This window comes from Variovorax paradoxus, from assembly GCF_000834655.1.
Classification (GTDB): domain Bacteria; phylum Pseudomonadota; class Gammaproteobacteria; order Burkholderiales; family Burkholderiaceae_C; genus Variovorax; species Variovorax paradoxus_F.
Window position 1 is genome coordinate 1 of sequence record NZ_JXQQ01000003.1, and the last position, 17,530, is coordinate 17,530.

General features: G+C 65.3%; 13 protein-coding genes and 1 pseudogene. 12 read left to right on the top strand and 2 right to left on the bottom strand.

What is annotated here, in order from left to right; translation table 11 throughout:
- Positions 1–330: pseudogene (locus RT97_RS00375) on the top strand (lysine decarboxylase); the annotation flags it as partial.
- A 6-nt stretch (positions 331–336) separates the two neighbouring features.
- Here RT97_RS00375 and RT97_RS00380 read toward each other — a convergent pair.
- Positions 337–1,191, bottom strand: a complete 855-nt coding sequence (locus RT97_RS00380; RefSeq protein ID WP_042576803.1) for a DNA ligase — start codon at positions 1,189–1,191, stop codon at positions 337–339.
- Positions 1,192–1,260: 69 nt separating this feature from the next.
- The gene (gene fabI, locus RT97_RS00385; RefSeq protein WP_042576804.1) at positions 1,261–2,043 is read right to left on the bottom strand and encodes an enoyl-ACP reductase FabI; all 783 of its coding nucleotides are present in this window, start codon (positions 2,041–2,043) and stop codon (positions 1,261–1,263) included.
- 37 nt (positions 2,044–2,080) lie between these two features.
- Between fabI and RT97_RS00390 the strand changes: the two genes are divergently transcribed.
- The 11 genes from RT97_RS00390 (at position 2,081) to typA (ending at position 17,481) form a co-directional block, all read left to right on the top strand.
- On the top strand, positions 2,081–3,892 hold the full coding sequence (locus tag RT97_RS00390; protein ID WP_042576805.1) for an extracellular solute-binding protein: 1,812 nt from the start codon (positions 2,081–2,083) through the stop codon (positions 3,890–3,892).
- Between the two features lie 18 nt (positions 3,893–3,910).
- Positions 3,911–4,951 (top strand): microcin C ABC transporter permease YejB, encoded by a 1,041-nt coding sequence (locus RT97_RS00395; protein WP_042576806.1) that lies wholly within the window; start codon positions 3,911–3,913, stop codon positions 4,949–4,951.
- Complete coding sequence (locus RT97_RS00400; protein WP_080898112.1) at positions 4,935–5,984, top strand: ABC transporter permease; 1,050 nt, start codon at positions 4,935–4,937, stop codon at positions 5,982–5,984. Before RT97_RS00395 ends, RT97_RS00400 begins: the two co-directional genes overlap by 17 nt.
- Positions 5,985–5,989: 5 nt before the next feature.
- Positions 5,990–7,621, top strand: coding sequence for an ABC transporter ATP-binding protein (locus RT97_RS00405; protein WP_042576884.1), 1,632 nt, complete (start codon positions 5,990–5,992; stop codon positions 7,619–7,621).
- Between the two features lie 19 nt (positions 7,622–7,640).
- Positions 7,641–8,837 (top strand): YbfB/YjiJ family MFS transporter, encoded by a 1,197-nt coding sequence (locus RT97_RS00410; protein WP_042576808.1) that lies wholly within the window; start codon positions 7,641–7,643, stop codon positions 8,835–8,837.
- Between the two features lie 195 nt (positions 8,838–9,032).
- Positions 9,033–9,680 (top strand): ribosome maturation factor RimP, encoded by a 648-nt coding sequence (rimP, locus tag RT97_RS00415; protein ID WP_042576809.1) that lies wholly within the window; start codon positions 9,033–9,035, stop codon positions 9,678–9,680.
- A gap of 16 nt (positions 9,681–9,696) precedes the next feature.
- A complete protein-coding gene (nusA, locus tag RT97_RS00420; RefSeq protein ID WP_042576810.1) occupies positions 9,697–11,190 on the top strand; it encodes a transcription termination factor NusA in 1,494 nt (497 codons plus the stop codon).
- Between the two features lie 24 nt (positions 11,191–11,214).
- Entirely contained in the window at positions 11,215–14,187 is a 2,973-nt protein-coding gene (gene infB, locus RT97_RS00425) for a translation initiation factor IF-2 (protein ID WP_042576811.1), read from the top strand.
- A gap of 116 nt (positions 14,188–14,303) precedes the next feature.
- Positions 14,304–14,675 (top strand): 30S ribosome-binding factor RbfA, encoded by a 372-nt coding sequence (gene rbfA / locus RT97_RS00430; protein WP_042576812.1) that lies wholly within the window; start codon positions 14,304–14,306, stop codon positions 14,673–14,675.
- 2 nt (positions 14,676–14,677) lie between these two features.
- The gene (gene truB, locus RT97_RS00435) at positions 14,678–15,646 is read left to right on the top strand and encodes a tRNA pseudouridine(55) synthase TruB (RefSeq protein WP_042576813.1); all 969 of its coding nucleotides are present in this window, start codon (positions 14,678–14,680) and stop codon (positions 15,644–15,646) included.
- Positions 15,643–17,481 carry a translational GTPase TypA gene (gene typA / locus RT97_RS00440; protein ID WP_042576814.1) on the top strand — a complete coding sequence of 613 codons (1,839 nt, stop codon included), beginning with the start codon at positions 15,643–15,645 and terminating at the stop codon, positions 17,479–17,481. The genes truB and typA overlap by 4 nt, the downstream gene beginning before the upstream one ends.
- Positions 17,482–17,530: the final 49 nt, after the last annotated feature.

The window sequence follows — 17,530 nt, forward strand, 5'->3', positions numbered from 1 at the left end:
ACCACCGAGATGTACCTGAGCGACCTGACGCCGGCCATGAAGCCAAGCGACGCCTTCGCCCACATCGCGCACAGGAAGACCGAGCGCGTGGAAATCGATGAGCTCGAGGGCCGCATCACGACCAGCCTGATCACGCCGTACCCGCCGGGCATTCCGCTCCTGATTCCGGGCGAAGTGTTCAACAAGAAGATCGTCGACTACCTGAAGTTCTCGCGCGAATTCAACCTGCAGTGTCCGGGCTTCGAGACCGACATCCACGGCCTGGTGGCGCGCATCGACGAGACGGGCAAGAAGCGCTACTACGCCGACTGCGTGCGCAGGGCCGGCTGATCGTGCTCAGGAGTGCGGGGCGTCGTCGCGCACCCGCATGAAGCGCGCGAACCTGGGGAGGCCGCTGGCATTCGTGCCGTTGAAGCGGTAGGTGACCCAGGTGCCGATCGCTGGCGGGTTTTCCCGTTCGGCATCGGTCAGGCCGGAGCCGAGCTTGAAGCGCTTGCCCTCGGGCGTCTCGACGACCAGGGCGCCGAGCCGGTTGCTGTTGCGCCCCTTGCCCGTCACGTGGCCGACCACCCGGGCTTCAGCGTCGTCGTGGGGCTTGACCTTCAGCAGGTCGTTGTTGCGCTCGCCCCGATAGGGTGAGCTACCCCGATGCAGCATCAGGCCTTCGCCGCCCATCTTCACCGTCTTGTCGAGCAGCGCCTGAAGTTCGGCGTGCGTGGTGGCGCGCTCCTGCGGCACGAGGATGACCCACGGCGCATCGGTGATCGGCAGCAGCTTGCGCAGTGCCGCCAGCCGCGTCGTGAAGTCGCCGGGCTGGGCCGGCATGTCGAACACCATGAAGCGCATTTCGCGCCAGGCGACGTCGTTCGGCGTCTGGCTGCGCGCGGTGGATACCGCATGCGCGAAGCGCCCGCGTCCCGCCCACAACTCGCCATCGAGCGGCTGCCTGGGCAGCGACGCGATGAACCAGGCGGGCGCCGCGACGGGTTCGCCGCCGCGCGTCCACAACTGCTTGCCGTCCCAGTAGCCCCGCACGCCGTCGTATTTTTCGCTGACCCAGTAGTCGGCCAGAGACATGCCGGGACGATAGACGTCGGCCAGCATCAGCGAGGGCGCCGCATTGCGCGCGAGCGCCGGGGTGGCCAGGGCCACGCCCAGGACGGCGAGCAGGAGGGAACGTCGATTCAGCACGATGCGATCAATGGGGAGCGGGCAGCGACCGTGCGACGGTCGCTGCGAGGCTTCGGGAAGAGGGTCGGCTTACTCCGCCATGCCCCCGACGACGTTGCTGAAGCCGCCGTCCACGTAGGTGATCTCGGCGGTCACGCCGCTGGCCAGGTCGCTCAGCAGGAAGGCGGCGACGTTGCCCACTTCCTCGATCGTCACGTTGCGGCGGATCGGAGAGGCGTCGGCCACAGCCGCCAGCATCTTGCCGAAGCCCTTGATGCCGCTCGCGGCCAGCGTCTTGATGGGACCGGCGCTGATGCCGTTCACGCGCATGCCCTTCGGGCCCAGCGACGAGGCGGTGTAGCGCACCGAGGCTTCGAGCGAAGCCTTGGCCAGGCCCATGGTGTTGTAGTTGGGCAGCGCGCGCTCGGCGCCCAAGTAGGTGAGCGTGAGCAGCGCCGACTTGTCGTTGAGGTAGGGCAGGGCCGCCTTGGCCATGGCCGGGAAGCTGTAGGCGCTGATGTCGTGCGCGATCTTGAAGCCTTCGCGCGAGAGGCCGTCCAGGAAATCGCCCGCGATGGCCTCGCGCGGGGCGAAGCCGATGCTGTGGACGAAGCCGTCGAACCTGGGCCAGGTCTGGGCGAGGTCGGCGAAGAGCTTGTCGATCTGGGCGTCGTCGCCCACGTCGCAATCAAAAATCAGGCTCGAGCCGAAGTCTGCGGCATATTCGGTGATACGGTCCTTGAATCGTTCGCCGACATAACTGAAGGCGAGCTCCGCACCTTGTTCGTGACACGCCTTGGCGATGCCGTAAGCGATCGAGCGATTGCTCAACACACCGGTGATCAACAGTTTTTTGCCGGAAAGAAAGCCCATGAAATTGCCTCGTGAAAATCTTGGGCAGAATTCTCGCATGCGGTTTCTTCGGGTCTGGTGGTTGTTGGTGTGTGCGGCTCCCGTGTGGGCGGCGCATGGATATGCGCTCTGGGACGACCTGAAGTACGCCCCCGGCTTCACCGCTTTCGACTACGTCAACCCCGACGCACCCAAGGGCGGCGAGCTGCGCCTGGTGAGCAACCTGCGCGTTTCCACCTTCGACAAGTACAACCCGTTCACCATCAAGGGCACGGCGCCGGCCTACCTGGACGGCCTGATCTTCGAGTCGCTGCTGGCCGGTTCGATGGACGAAACCGCCTCGGGCTACGGCCTGCTGGCAGAAGACGTGACGGTCGCCCCCGACCGGCGCAGCGTCACCTTCCGCCTCAGGCCCGAGGCGAAGTTCCACAACGGCAAGCCGGTCGAGGCGGCCGACGTAAAGCACAGCTACGACACGTTGATCGGCCCCTTCACCTCGCCGGGCTACAAGACGCTGCTGCAGGAAGTGGACGGCGCCGACGTGATCGATGCGCGCACCATCCGCTTCCGCTTCAAGACCCCGAATCGCGAGCTGCCGCTCACCGTAGGCAGCTTGCCGGTCTTCAGCCGCGACTGGGGCGTGGAAAACGGGAAGGCCAAACCCTTCGACCAGGTGGTGATGGACATTCCGATCGGCAGCGGTGCCTACAAGATCGGGCCGGTGCGCTTCGGCAAGGACATCACGTACGTACGTGACCCCGGCTACTGGGGCCGCAACCTCGCAGTGAACCGTGGCAGCCAGAACTTCGACCGCATCACCGTCAAGATCTACAAGGACAACACGGCCCGCCTCGAAGCGCTCAAGGCCGGCGAATTCGACATGATGAGTTTCTACTCGGCCGGCGACTGGGCGCGGCGGGTGACCGGCAAGCGCTTCGACACCGGGGAGCTCATCAAGCGCGAGTTCCAGCACAAGAAGCCCGCGGGCTTTCAGAGCTACGTGCTCAACAGCCGCCGCGACAAGCTCAAGGACCCGCGCGTGCGCGAGGCACTCGGGCTCGCGCTGGACTACGAGTGGATGAACCGCCAGATGTTCTACGGCGGCTATCCGCGCGTGAAGGACCTGTTCGGAAACACCGACTGCGAAGCGCAAGGCCTGCCGTCGGCCGAGGAAAAGGCGCTGCTCGAACGCTGGCGCGGCAAGATTCCCGACGCCAGCTTCGGCCCGATGTACGTCCCGCCCACGACCGAGGGCGAAGGCCAGTCCCTGCGCAACAACCTGCGCCGGGCGCGCGAACTGCTCAAGGAGGCCGGCTGGGAGTACCGCGACGGCGCGCTGCGCAACGCCAAGGGCGAGGCCATGACGCTGGAGTACCTGGACAGCAAGGAAGGCGGCGTGCGCACGGTGTCGCCGTGGGTCCGGAACCTCGAGAAGCTCGGCATTGCGCTTAATTTCTCGTCCGTCGATTTCGCGCTCTACCAGGAACGCCTGGACCGGTTCCAGTTCGACATCACCACCATCAACTTCACCGGCACCAACAACCCCGGCCAGCAACTGCTCGAAATCTTCGGCAGCAAGGCCGCCAAGACGGAGAGCTCGGGCAACTACATGGGCGTGTCCACGCCGGCTGTCGATGCCTTGCTCAAGGACATCGTCGATGCCGACACCAAGGCCGAGCTGCTGCCTGCCTGCCGGGCACTCGACCGGGTCATCATGCACAGCCACTACCTGATTCCCCAGTGGACGCTGAGTTCGCACCGCGTCGTGTACGACGATTGGCGGCTGGCGTTCAAGGCGCCGATGCCGCCCTACGCCGCCGCCGAGGGCTGGATCATGGGTACCTGGTGGGCCAAGCCGCCCAAGCCATAGAAGAGAAGGAACCCGTCGATGCTCTCCTATGTCCTCAAGCGGCTCCTGCTGTTCATTCCCACGTTGCTGGGCGTGCTGTTGGTCACCTTCGTGGTGGTGCAGTTCGTGCCGGGTGGGCCGGTGGAGCAGTACCTGGCCGAGGCGAAGACCGCGGGCGTCGGCGGCGGGGGCGGGGGCTTCGAGTCGGGTGGCGGCTCCTATCGGGGCAATCAGGGGGTCGACCCCAAGCGCCTGGAGCAGATCAAGGCGCTCTACGGCTTCGACAAGCCGCCGCACGAGCGTCTCTGGCAGATGCTCGGGCAGTTCGCGCGCTTCGACCTTGGCAAGAGCTTCTTCCAGAACAAGGACGTGTGGACGCTGATCCTGGAGAAGCTGCCCGTGTCGATCAGCCTTGGCCTCTGGACCTTCTTCATCAGTTACGGCGTGGCGGTGCCCTTGGGCGTGGCCAAGGCGGTGCGCGCGGGCTCTCGCTTCGACCTCGTCACCACGCTGATCGTGTTGATCGGCTATGCGATTCCGGGTTTCGTGCTGGGCGTGGCGCTGCTGGTGATCTTCGGAGGGCAGTTGCAGTGGTTCCCGCTGCGCGGGTTGACTTCCTCGAACTGGGACGAGCTCAGCTGGGGCGCCCGCATCGTCGATTACTTCTGGCACATCACGTTGCCGGTCACGGCCATGGTGCTCGGGAGCTTCGCGGTGACGGCCATGCTGACCAAGAACTCGTTCCTCGAAGAGATCCGCAAGCAATATGTGCTGACTGCGCGCGCCAAGGGGCTCGGCGAGCGCCAGGTGCTCTGGAAGCATGTGTTCCGCAATGCGCTCATTCCCATCATCACGGGGCTGCCCGCTGCTTTCATCGGCTCCTTCTTCGCGGGGTCGCTGCTCATCGAGACGTTGTTCTCGCTCGACGGGTTGGGCCTGCTGGGCTATGAAAGCGTGATCCGACGCGACTACCCCGTGGTGCTGGGCACGCTCTACATCTTTACGCTGATCGGCCTGGTGACCAAGCTGATCTCCGATCTCTGCTACGTCTGGGTGGACCCGCGTGTCAAATTCGACTGAGACGGCCCCGCACATCTCGCCCGGCCGCCGTGCCTGGATGCGCTTCAAGCGCAACCGGCTCGGTTATTGGAGCCTGGTGCTCTTCACGCTGATGGTGGTGCTGAGCCTCTTTGCCGAGGTGCTGTCCACCGACAAGCCGCTCGTCGTGCGCTACCAGGGCCAGACTTATTTCCCCGTGCTACGCGACTACTCCGAGAAAACGTTCGGTGGCGACTTCGAGACGCCGGCCGACTACCTCGACCCCTTCATCCGCGAGCGGATCACCGCGGGCGACAACTGGGCGGTGTTCGCGCCGAACACCTACGGCGCCAAGACGCTGAACTACTTCGCCAAGGCGCCGAGCCCTGCGGCGCCCTCGGCCGACAACTGGCTAGGCACCGACGATCGCGGCCGCGACCTGCTGGCCCAACTCATCTACGGCTTTCGGGTGAGCGTGCTGTTCGCGCTCGCGCTCACGGTCATCGGCACGGTGCTGGGCGTAGCGGCCGGCGCGGTGCAGGGCTACTTCGCGGGCCGGATCGACCTGGCGTTCCAGCGCTTCATCGAGATCTGGGGCTCGATGCCGGAGCTCTATCTGCTCATCATCTTCAGCGCCATCTTCAAGCCGAGCGTGACCCTGCTCCTGCTCCTGCTGAGCCTGTTCGGCTGGATGGCGCTGTCCGACTACGTGCGCGCCGAGTTCCTGCGCAACCGCCAGATGGACTACGTGCGCGCCGCCCGCGCCCTGGGCGTGAGCAACCTGCAGATCATGTGGCGTCACATCCTCCCCAACAGCATGGTGCCGGTCGTCACCTTCCTGCCGTTTCGCATGAGCGCGGCGATCCTCGCGCTGACTTCGCTCGACTTCCTTGGCCTCGGGGTGCCGCCGGGCACGCCGTCGCTGGGCGAGTTGCTCAACCAGGGCAAGTCGAGCATCGACGCCTGGTGGATCTCGCTCTCCACCTTTGGCGTGCTGGTCGTCACGCTCATGCTGCTGACCTTCATGGGCGACGCACTGCGCGATGCGCTCGATCCGCGGAAGGCCGACAAGTGAGCGCCATGAATCCAACGACGAAACAGCCCCTGCTCGATGTGAAGGGCCTGCGGGTTTCCTTCAGCGGCAAGGAGGTTGTGCATGGCGTCGACTTCCAGGTCGGCGCTGGCGAAAAGCTCGCGCTGGTGGGAGAGTCGGGCTCGGGCAAGACTGTCACGGCGCTGTCGTTGCTGCGTCTGGTGCAGAACGCCCACCTGGCCGGGGTCGCGAGGCTCTTCGGCCCAGAACCTTCGCAGGGCGCGCGCGACCTGCTGGCGATTCCCGAGCGCGACCTGCGCGGCATCCGCGGCAAGGAGATCGCGATGATCTTCCAGGAGCCGATGACTGCGCTCAACGCGCTCTACAGCGTGGGCGACCAGATCTCCGAGGTGCTTGAGCTGCACGAAGGTCTGTCCGCCCGCGCGGCGCAGGCGGCGGCCGTCCAATTGCTGGCCGACACCGGCATTCCGGAGCCGGCGCGGCGGGCGCGTTCGTTCCCGCACCAGCTGTCGGGCGGCCAGCGCCAGCGCGCCATGATCGCCATGGCACTCGCATGCAAGCCGCGCCTTTTGCTGGCCGACGAGCCGACCACCGCGCTCGACGTCACCGTCCGCGCGCAGATCCTGGAGCTGCTGGCCGATCTGCAGCGCAAGTACGGCATGGCCGTGCTGCTGATCACCCACGACCTGAACCTCGTGCGCCGCTTCGCCGACCGTGTGGCGGTGATGGAAAACGGCCACATCGTCGAACACGGCGGCGTGGCCACCGTGTTCGACGCGCCGCAGCACGCCTACACCCGCAAGCTGATCGACAGCCATCCGGAGCGCGACGTGGCGGCGGTGGCGGCACGCGCCGATGCTGCGCCGGTGCTCGAAGCCAAGGCCCTGCGCGTGAGCTATCCGGTGGCCAGGCCAGGCTTTGCGGGCTGGTTCCGCAAGGGAGAATTCATCGCGGTGCAGGGCGCCGATTTCCGCATCGTGCCGGGCGAGACGCTGGGCGTGGTCGGCGAATCGGGCTCGGGCAAGTCGACCCTGGCGCTCGCGGCGCTCGGGCTCCTGAAGCACCAGGGCGAGCTGAAGGTGGACGGCAAGGGCTGGGCGGTCGATCGCGCATCGGACCTGGCCCTGCGCCGCACGATGCAGGTGGTGTTCCAGGACCCGTTTTCCTCGCTCTCGCCGCGCATGACGGTCGAGCAGATCGTGGGGGAGGGGCTGCGAGTCCACGCGCCGGAACTCGATACGAAGGCTCGCCGGGCCCGTTCGCTCGCGGCGCTGGCGGACGTGGGGTTGACCGAGGCGCAGTTTCCCGCGCTGCTCGACCGCTATCCGCACGAGTTTTCCGGTGGGCAGCGGCAGCGCCTTGCAATCGCGCGCGCCTTGATCGTCGATCCGCAACTGCTGGTGCTCGACGAGCCGACGAGCGCGCTCGACGTCACGATCCAGAAGCAGGTGCTGGGCCTCCTGCAGCGCCTGCAGCGCGAGCGCGGGTTGAGCTACCTCTTGATCACCCACGACGTCGAGGTGATCCGTGCCATGGCGCACCAGGTCATCGTGATGAAGGACGGGGCCATCCTGGAGACCGGGTCGGTCGAGCGCGTGCTCGATGCGCCGGTGCACCCCTATACGCAGAAGCTCGTGGCCGCGGCGCTGCTGGAATAGAACGAAAAGAGACGAAGAAATGTCGGTAAACGGACAGGCCCGCCGCGGCGCCTGGCGCGCTGCGCTGGCCTGCATGGTCACGCTGGCTGTGGCGATGGGCCTGGGGCGCTTCGCCTTCACGCCCATGTTGCCCATCATGCTGGGAGAGGGAAAACTGGAGCTGGCCGGGGGCGGGGTGCTCGCGTCTCTCAATTACCTGGGCTATTTCTTCGGCGCGGTGAGCTGCGCGGCCATCGGGATCAAGGCCTCTAGCATGGTCCGGGGTGGCTTGGCGGCGACCGCGGCATTGCTGGTCGGCATGGGGCTGCTCCACAGCTTTGCGGGGTGGGGAATCCTGCGCGGTGCGGCTGGCGTGATGAGCGCCTGGGTCTTCGTCTTTGCTTCGGGCTGGGGGTTGCGGCGGCTGGCTGAAACGAATTCGCCAACGCTGGCCGGGGTGATCTACACGGGGCCGGGCATCGGGATTGCCATGACCGGACTCCTCGGCGGCGCACTGGGACGCTGGGGTTCCGAGGTGGGGTGGATCGGCCTGGGGCTGCTGGCGGTCGTGCTCATCGCAATCATCTGGCGCGTGTTCGACGACGGTGAGGCCGCGCAAGGCAGCGGCACGAAAGGCCCTGTGGCCGCTGGCACAGTGACGGCATCCGGTGCGGATCGCAGCGATGCGATCTGGCTGGTCGCGCTGTATGGGCTGGCAGGATTTGGGTACATCATCACGGCGACCTTCCTGCCGGTGATTGCGCGCCAGGCGCTGCCAGGATCGTCCTGGCCTGATTTCTTCTGGCCCCTGTTCGGTGCGGCGATCATTCCGGGCGCGTTGATCGGCGCCCGCGCGCCCACCCATTGGGACAACCGGCTCCTGCTGGCAGCCGCCTATGCATTGCAGGCGCTGGGCGTGGTGCTTTCCGTGGCATGGCCCACGATCATTGGGTTTGCGCTGGGCAGCCTCCTGCTAGGGATGCCGTTCACCGCAATCACCCTTTTCGCAATGCGGGAAGCGCGCCGGCTGCGCGGCAATGCGGCTGCCGGGCTGATCGGCTATGCCACGGCGTCCTACGGAGTGGGGCAGATCATCGGCCCGTTGTTCGCGGCACCCCTGGCGCAGCGCACCGGCTCGTTCGAGCAACCGCTGCTGGTTGCGGCGGCGGCATTGGCGCTCGGCGCGGTGCTGTTTGCGGTGGTCTGGTCGAAATCTCGTCGTCCAATGACCGTCTGAGCTGCAATGCCCCTTCATTTATCACACGAATAGCATATAATTCGAGGCTCACGACCAAACGGGCGGGTACCAACCGCCCGTTTTTTTTGGTCTATGCATTCTTGATCATTCGTTGCGTTCGCTGAGGTTCCGGTATTGCAGTGGCGCATATCGCGAATTCGGCGAATTGAGTATTTAAAAGGCACTTTCGAACACGTGGCATTGCAGCAAATAGTGGAACAAACCGTGGCCGGTCTTGGCTACGACCTGGTCGAGATCGAACGGTCGGCCGGCGGACTGCTGCGCGTGACGATTGATTTGCCCTGGACGGCCCCCACTTCTGACGCTGTGGCCGCAGGCGTGCCGGAGCCGTTCGTGACGGTCGAAGACTGCGAGAAGGTGACGCGGCAACTGCAGTTCGCGCTCGAGGTCGATGGTGTCGACTACAAGCGGCTCGAGGTGTCCTCGCCCGGTATCGACAGGCCGTTGCGCAACGAGCAGGATTTCGAGCGTTTCGTCGGTGCGGTGATCGACATCACGCTCAAGGCGCCCATGGGCGCGGCGGCGGCGGGCCAAGTGTCGGCCACCCGCAAGAAATTTCGCGGCACGCTGGAGCGTGCTGAAAAGGCAGAGGGGGCTGATGTAGCCCCGGGCTGGCAGATCGTCTGGAGCGATGCGCCCGAGCCCAAGCCGGGTCAAAAAGTGAGCAAGAAGCGCGCGCCTGCACCGCTGCGGGCGTTGGGCTTCGTGCTTGACGAGCTGCGCGATGCGCGGCTCGCACCCATTGTGGATTTCAAGGGCCGAAAGGCCAAAACCCAACCGGGTTTTTCGGATATTGACGACGGAACGAATGTTCCGGACTGACCAGAGGAGTGGTGGCATGAATCGCGAAATGTTGATGTTGGTGGATGCGATCTCGCGCGAGAAGAACGTCGAACGTGACGTGGTCTTCGGCGCGGTCGAATCCGCACTGGCGCAAGCCACCAAGAAGCTCCATCAGGGCGACGTGGACATCCGCGTGGCGGTCGATCGCGACAGCGGCGACTACGAAACCTTCCGCCGCTGGCACGTCGTTCCGGACGAGGCCGGCCTGCAGTTGCCCGACCAGGAAATCCTCCTGTTCGAAGCCAAGGAAGAAATGTCGGACATCGAAGTCGGCGAGTACATCGAAGAAGCGGTGGACTCGGTGCCGATCGGCCGCATCGGCGCCATGGCCGCCAAGCAGGTGATCCTGCAGAAGATCCGCGATGCCGAGCGCGAGATGCTGCTCAACGACTTCATGTCGCGCGGCGACAAGATCTTCGTGGGCACCGTCAAGCGCCTGGACAAGGGCGACATCATCGTGGAGGCCGGCCGCGTCGAAGGGCGCCTGCGCCGCAGCGAGATGATCGCCAAGGAGAACCTGCGCAACGGCGACCGCGTGCGCGCCATGATCATGGAAGTCGACCTGACCCTGCGCGGCGCGCCGATCATCCTGTCGCGCTCGGCGCCCGAGTTCATGATCGAGCTGTTCCGTCAGGAAGTGCCCGAAATCGAACAAGGCCTCCTCGAAATCAAGAGCTGCGCCCGTGACCCGGGTTCGCGCGCCAAGATCGCCGTGCTCTCGCACGACAAGCGGGTCGACCCGATCGGCACCTGCGTCGGGGTGCGCGGCACCCGTGTCAACGCCGTCACGAATGAACTCGCCGGCGAGCGCGTCGACATCGTGCTGTGGAGCGAAGATCCGGCCCAGTTCGTGATCGGCGCCTTGGCCCCGGCCAACGTGTCCTCGATCGTGGTGGACGAAGAAAAGCACGCCATGGACGTGGTGGTCGACGAGGAAAACCTCGCCATCGCCATCGGCCGCGGCGGCCAGAACGTGCGCCTGGCTTCCGACCTCACCGGTTGGAAGATCAACATCATGGACGCCAACGAGTCGGCCCAGAAGCAGGCGACCGAAACGGATGCCAGCCGCAAGCTCTTCATGGAAAAGCTCGATGTGGACGAAGAAATCGCCGACATCCTGATCTCCGAAGGCTTCAACAGCCTGGAAGAAGTCGCCTATGTGCCGATTTCCGAAATGCTCGAGATCGAAGCGTTCGACGAAGACACCATCAATGAGCTGCGCTCGCGTGCCAAGGATGCGCTGCTGACCATGGAAATCGCCAAGGAGGAGGGCGTCGAGACCCAGTCGTCGGTATCGCAGAACCTGCGCGACCTCGAAGGCCTGGACCCCGAGCTGATTCCCAAGTTGGCCGAAGCGGGTGTGAATACCCGTGACGACCTCGCCGACCTCGCGGTCGATGAACTCACCGAGATCACCGGCCACAGCGCCGATGACGCCAAAGCCCTCATCTTGAAAGCCCGCGAACATTGGTTCGCCGGCCAAGAGTGATGGTCATGGAGGCACGAAACCAATATGTCCAGTACCACTGTCGCCGAGTTCGCGAACGAGCTCAAGAAGACTCCCGAAACCTTGCTTGACCAGCTCAAGAGCGCAGGCGTGCCCAAAGCGGCACCCACCGATGCACTCACCGAGGCTGACAAGCAGCGCCTGCTCGGCTTTCTCAAAGCCAGCCACGGCACTGCCGAGCCCGAGCGCAAGAAGATCACGCTGACCAAGAAGTCGACCAGCGAGATCAAGCAGGCCGATGCCACCGGCCGCGCCCGCACCATCCAGGTGGAAGTGCGCAAGAAGCGCACCTTCATCCAGCGCGACGAAGGCCACCCGGCCGAGCCGGTGCAGCAAGCCGCCGAGGCGCCCGCTGCCGCGCCGGCCGCACCCCGCGTCGACGAGGCCGAACTGGCCCGCCGCGAGGAAGAAGCGCGCCGACAGGCCGAACTGATCCGCCGCCAGGAAGAAGAACTGGCCGAGAAGCGCCGCCTGCGCGAAGAAGCCGAAGCGCGCGAACGCGAGCAGGCCGAAAAGGCCGAGCGCGCCGAACAGGCCGAGCAGGAAGCCGCACGCGTCGCCGCCGAGCAGAAGGCTGCCAAGGCTGCCTCCGAAGCCGCCGCTGCGCCTGCGAAGGAAGCCGCCAAGCCGGTCGAAGCACCTGCTGCAGTCGCCGCGGCCGCCGCTGCTGCTGCCGCCGAACAGCAAGCCGCCGACACCAAGCTGGCTGCCCAGAACGCCGCCACGCAAGCCAAGGAAGACGCGAAGGCCAAGGCCGCCGCCGAATCGAAGGCCCGTGCCGACGAGGAAGCCGCTCGTGCCAAGGACCTGGACGAACGTCGCCGCAAGGCGCTCGCCGAGGCCGAAGCCATCCGCGCCATGATGAACGCACCAGCCCGCGTGCTGGTGCCGCACAAGGCGCCCGAGAAGCCGCAGCCCGAAAAGGCCGCGGTCAAGGGCACGCTGCACAAGCCGGCCACGCCGGCGGCGCGTTCCGGTGCGCCGGCCGCTCCGGGTGCTGCTGCAGCCCCTGGCGCCGCAGCCGGCGCAGGCAAGGAAGTCAAGTCGGCCAAGCTCTCCTCGAGCTGGGCGGGCGATCCTGCCAAGAAGAAGGAAATCAAGACCCGCGGCGATGCCAGCGGTGGCGTCGGTCGCGGTAACTGGCGCGGAGGCCCGCGCGGCCGTCGCGGCAATGATCGCGGCGGTCACGAGGAACACGCACCGGCCGCACCGGTCGAGGCGCGCATCCTGGAAGTGCACGTGCCCGAAACCATCACGGTGGCCGAGCTCGCGCACAAGATGGCCGTCAAGGCCGGCGAAGTCATCAAGCAATTGATGAAGCTGGGCCAGATGGCGACCATCAACCAGTCGCTGGACCAGGACACGGCCATGATCCTGGTGGAGGAAATGGGTCACAACGCGGTGGTTGCCGCGCTGGACGATCCGGAAGCCTTCACCGACGAGGACGTGTCGGCGCAAACGGCGGAAGCCCTGCCGCGCGCACCGGTCGTGACCGTCATGGGTCACGTCGACCACGGCAAGACCTCGCTGCTGGACTACATCCGCCGCGCCAAGGTTGCAGCGGGCGAAGCCGGCGGCATCACGCAGCACATCGGTGCGTACCACGTCGAAACCGAACGCGGCATGGTGTCGTTCCTCGACACCCCGGGCCACGAGGCGTTCACCGCCATGCGTGCCCGCGGTGCGCAGGCCACCGACATCGTGATCCTGGTGGTGGCGGCCGACGACGGCGTCATGCCCCAGACCAAGGAAGCCATCAAGCACGCGAAGGCGGCGGGTGTGCCGATCGTGGTCGCGATCAACAAGGTCGACAAGCCCGACGCCAACCTGGACCGCGTGAAGCAGGAACTGGTGGCCGAAGAGGTGGTGCCCGAAGAGTACGGCGGCGACGTGCCGTTCGTGCCGGTGTCGGCCAAGACCGGCCAGGGCATCGACGACCTGCTCGAACAGGTGCTGCTGCAAGCCGAAGTGCTGGAACTGAAGGCGCCGGTGGATGCCGCGGCCAAGGGCCTGGTTATCGAAGCGCAGCTGGACAAGGGCCGCGGCCCGGTCGCCACCGTGCTGGTGCAATCGGGCACGCTCAAGACCGGCGACGTGGTGCTGGCAGGTTCCACCTATGGCCGCGTGCGCGCCATGCTGGACGAAGACGGCAAGACCATCAAGACCGCGGGTCCGTCGATCCCGGTCGAAATTCAAGGTCTGACCGAAGTGCCGCAAGCGGGCGACGAATTCATGGTGATGGCCGACGAGCGCCGTGCGCGCGAAATCGCCACCTACCGTGCCGGCAAGTTCCGCAACACGAAGCTGGCGAAGGCCCAGGCCGCGAACCTGCAGAACATGTTCACCGACCTCTCGGCCGGCGAAGTGCAGACGCTGCGGATCATCATCAAGGCCGACGTGCAGGGCTCGCAGGAAGCGCTGGCCCAGTCGCTGCTCAAGCTGGCGACCGAGGAAGTCAAGGTGCAGATGGTGTACGCCGGCGTCGGCGGCATCAGCGAAAGCGACATCAACCTCGCCATCGCCTCCAAGGCCATCGTGATCGGTTTCAACGTGCGTGCCGATGCCGGTGCGCGCAAGCTGGCCGAGAACAACGGCGTGCAACTGAACTACTACAGCATCATTTACGACGCCGTGGACGAGATCAAGGTTGCGATGTCGGGCATGCTGGCACCGGAGCGCCGCGAAGAGATCATCGGTTCGGCCGAGATCCGCACGGTGTTCGTGGCTTCGAAGATCGGTACGGTCGCAGGTTCGTACATCACCTCGGGCTCGGTCAACCGCAGTGCGCATTTCCGCCTGCTGCGCGACAACGTGGTGATCTACACCGGCGAAGTCGACTCGATCAAGCGCATGAAGGACGATGTCCGCGAAGTCCGCGAAGGTTTCGAGTGCGGTATCAAGCTCAAGAACTACAACGACATCAAAGAAGGCGATCAGCTCGAATTCTTCGAAATCAAGGAGATTGCGCGTACGTTGTAACGCGCGCCGCGATATCGAACTCATGCCGCGTCGCAGCCGTCTTGCCGTACTGATGTACTGCCTTCGACGGCGCGCCTTGCACTGAGCTCGATCTCGCGACGCCAGCGATCGATCAAATGCCCAAAAGAAAAGCAGCAGCCCCGAACCGCGCCTTCAAGGTCGCCGATCAGATCCAGCGGGATCTGACGGAGTTGATCGCGCGCGAGTTGAAGGACCCGCGCGTGGGCATGGTCACGATCCAGGCGGTCGAGGTCACGCCCGACTATGCGCACGCGAAGATCTACTTCAGCATGCTCACGGGCGACGTCGACGAGACCACCGCTGCGCTGAACCAGGCCGCAGGGTTCCTGCGCAACGGCCTTTTCAAGCGCCTTCATATCCACACCGTGCCGACGCTGCACTTCCTGTTCGACCGCACCACCGAGCGTGCGGCCGACATGAACGCGCTCATCGCGCAGGCTGTCGCTTCCCGCTCGAAAGACGAATAGCGATGAATGCGCCACGCACACGGGTGCAGCGGCGCCCTGTGCATGGGGTGTTGTTGCTCGACAAACCGCTGGGACTCTCCAGCAACCAGGCCTTGCAGAAGGCCAAGTGGTTGCTGCGCGCCGAAAAAGCGGGCCATACCGGCACGCTCGATCCACTGGCCACCGGCGTGCTGCCGTTGTGCTTCGGTGCGGCCACCAAGTTCAGCCAGCTGCACCTGGACGCCGACAAGACCTACGAAGCCACGGCCCGCCTGGGCATCAAGACCTCGACCGGCGATGCCGAAGGCGAGGTGATTGCCGAGCGCCCGGTGCAAGTCACTGCCGAAGACCTCGTCCGCGCCGAGGCGCAGTTCACCGGCCCGATCCGCCAGGTTCCGCCGATGCACAGCGCGCTCAAGAAGGACGGCAAGGCGCTCTACGAATACGCCCGCGAAGGCATCGAGATCGAACGTGCGCCGCGCGACGTGGTGATCCACGCACTGAAGATCACCCAGGCCGCTTCCGAATCTGCGGGCAATGCGATCCGCATCGTGGCTTCCGTGAGCAAGGGCACCTACATCCGCACGCTGGGCGAAGACCTCGGCGAGGCGCTGGGCTGCGGCGCCCACCTCACGTCGCTGCGCCGCACGGCCACCGGCGGTTTCGGCGTGGCGCAGTGCATAACGCTCGAGGCGCTCGAAGCCATGGACGAGGATGAGCGGCTGGCCCAGTTGTTGCCTGCCGAATCCCTGGTCGAAGGCCACACGATCGTCACGCTCGGCAGCGAAGATGCGGGGCGCTTTTTGTCCGGCCTGCGCCGCCGTGGCCAGTGGGCCGATGCGGACCACGTGGCGGTGTTCGGCGACACGCCGCCTGCCTTTCTCGGTACGGCGCACATCGCCGCCAACGAACTGATCCCGGGGCGCTTGCTGAACCCCATCGAAATTCAGCAAATTCTTTTGAACGCACAACAGACAGAAGCGACACCATGAGTACCAAGCAAATCCGCAATATCGCCATCATTGCCCACGTGGACCATGGCAAGACCACCATGGTCGACCAGCTGCTGCGCCAGTCCGGCACCTTCGCCGAGCACGAGAAGGTCGTCGACACGGTGATGGACAACAACGCCATCGAAAAGGAACGTGGCATCACGATCCTGGCCAAGAACTGCGCCGTGACTTGGGAAGGCACGCACATCAACATCGTCGACACCCCGGGCCACGCGGACTTCGGCGGAGAAGTGGAGCGCGCCCTGTCGATGGTCGACGGCGTGGTGCTGCTGATCGACGCGCAGGAAGGCCCGATGCCGCAGACGCGCTTCGTGACCAAGAAGGCGCTGGCCCTAGGCCTCAAGCCCATCCTGGTCGTGAACAAGGTCGACAAGCCCGGCGCGAACCCCGACAAGGTGGTCAATGCCGCCTTCGACCTGTTCGACAAGCTCGGCGCGACCGACGAACAACTCGACTTCCCCGTGGTGTATGCCTCGGGCATCAACGGCTGGTCGTCGCTCGAAGAAGGCGCGCCTGGCGAGCAGTGGGGCCCCGACATGTCGGCCCTGTTCAACACCATCCTGAAGCACGTGCCTTCGCAAAAGGGTGACCCGAACGCGCCGCTGCAACTGCAGATTTCCGCACTCGACTTCTCGACCTTCGTCGGCCGCATCGGCGTGGGCCGCATCAGCCAGGGCACGCTGCGTCCAATGACCGACGTGCTGGTCATGGAAGGCCCGGACGGCAAGGCCGTCAAGGGTCGCGTCAACCAGGTGCTGACCTTCCAGGGCCTGGACCGCGTGCAATCGACCGAAGCCGGCCCGGGCGAAATCGTGCTGATCAACGGCATCGCCGACATCGGCATCGGCGTCACCGTGACCGACAAGGACAACCCAGCGCCGCTGCCCATGCTCAAGGTCGACGAACCGACCCTGACCATGAACTTCTGCGTGAACACCAGCCCGCTGGCCGGCCGCGAAGGCAAGTTCGTGACCAGCCGCCAGATCTGGGACCGCCTGCAAAAGGAACTGCAGCACAACGTGGCCCTGCGCGTGAGCGAGACCGACGAAGAAGGCATCTTCGAAGTCATGGGCCGCGGCGAACTGCACCTGACCATCCTCTTGGAAAACATGCGCCGCGAAGGCTATGAAATGGCCGTCTCGAAGCCGCGCGTGGTGTTCCGCACCGTGAACGGCGAGAAGCACGAGCCCATCGAAATGGTCACGGCCGACATCGAAGAAGGCCACCAGGGCGGCGTGATGCAGGCCCTCGGCGAGCGCAAGGGCGAACTGGTCAACATGGAACCGGACGGCCGCGGCCGCGTGCGCCTGGAGTACCGCATTCCGGCGCGTGGCCTGATCGGCTTCACCAACGAATTCCTGAACCTGACGCGCGGTTCGGGCCTCATCAGCAACATCTTCGACAGCTACGAGGCGCACAAGGGCGACATCGGCGGCCGCAAGAACGGCGTGCTGATCTCGATGGACGACGGTGAAATCTTCACCTATGCCCTGGGCAAGCTGGACGACCGCGGCCGCATGTTCGTGAAGGCGAACGATCCGGTGTACGAAGGCATGATCGTGGGCATCCACAGCCGCGACAACGACCTGGTCGTGAACGCCACGCGTACCAAGCAGCTGACCAACTTCCGCGTGAGCGGCAAGGAAGACGCGATCAAGATCACGCCCCCGATCGACCTCACGCTGGAATACGGCGTCGAGTTCATCGAGGACGACGAGCTGGTCGAAATCACGCCCAAGAGCGTGCGCCTGCGCAAGCGCTTCCTGAAGGAAAACGAGCGCAAGCGCGCCGGCCGCGAAACGCAATCCGCCTGAACGTGCATCTCCAGCGGGGCCGTGGCGGGGTGACTCGCGCGTTGCCCGG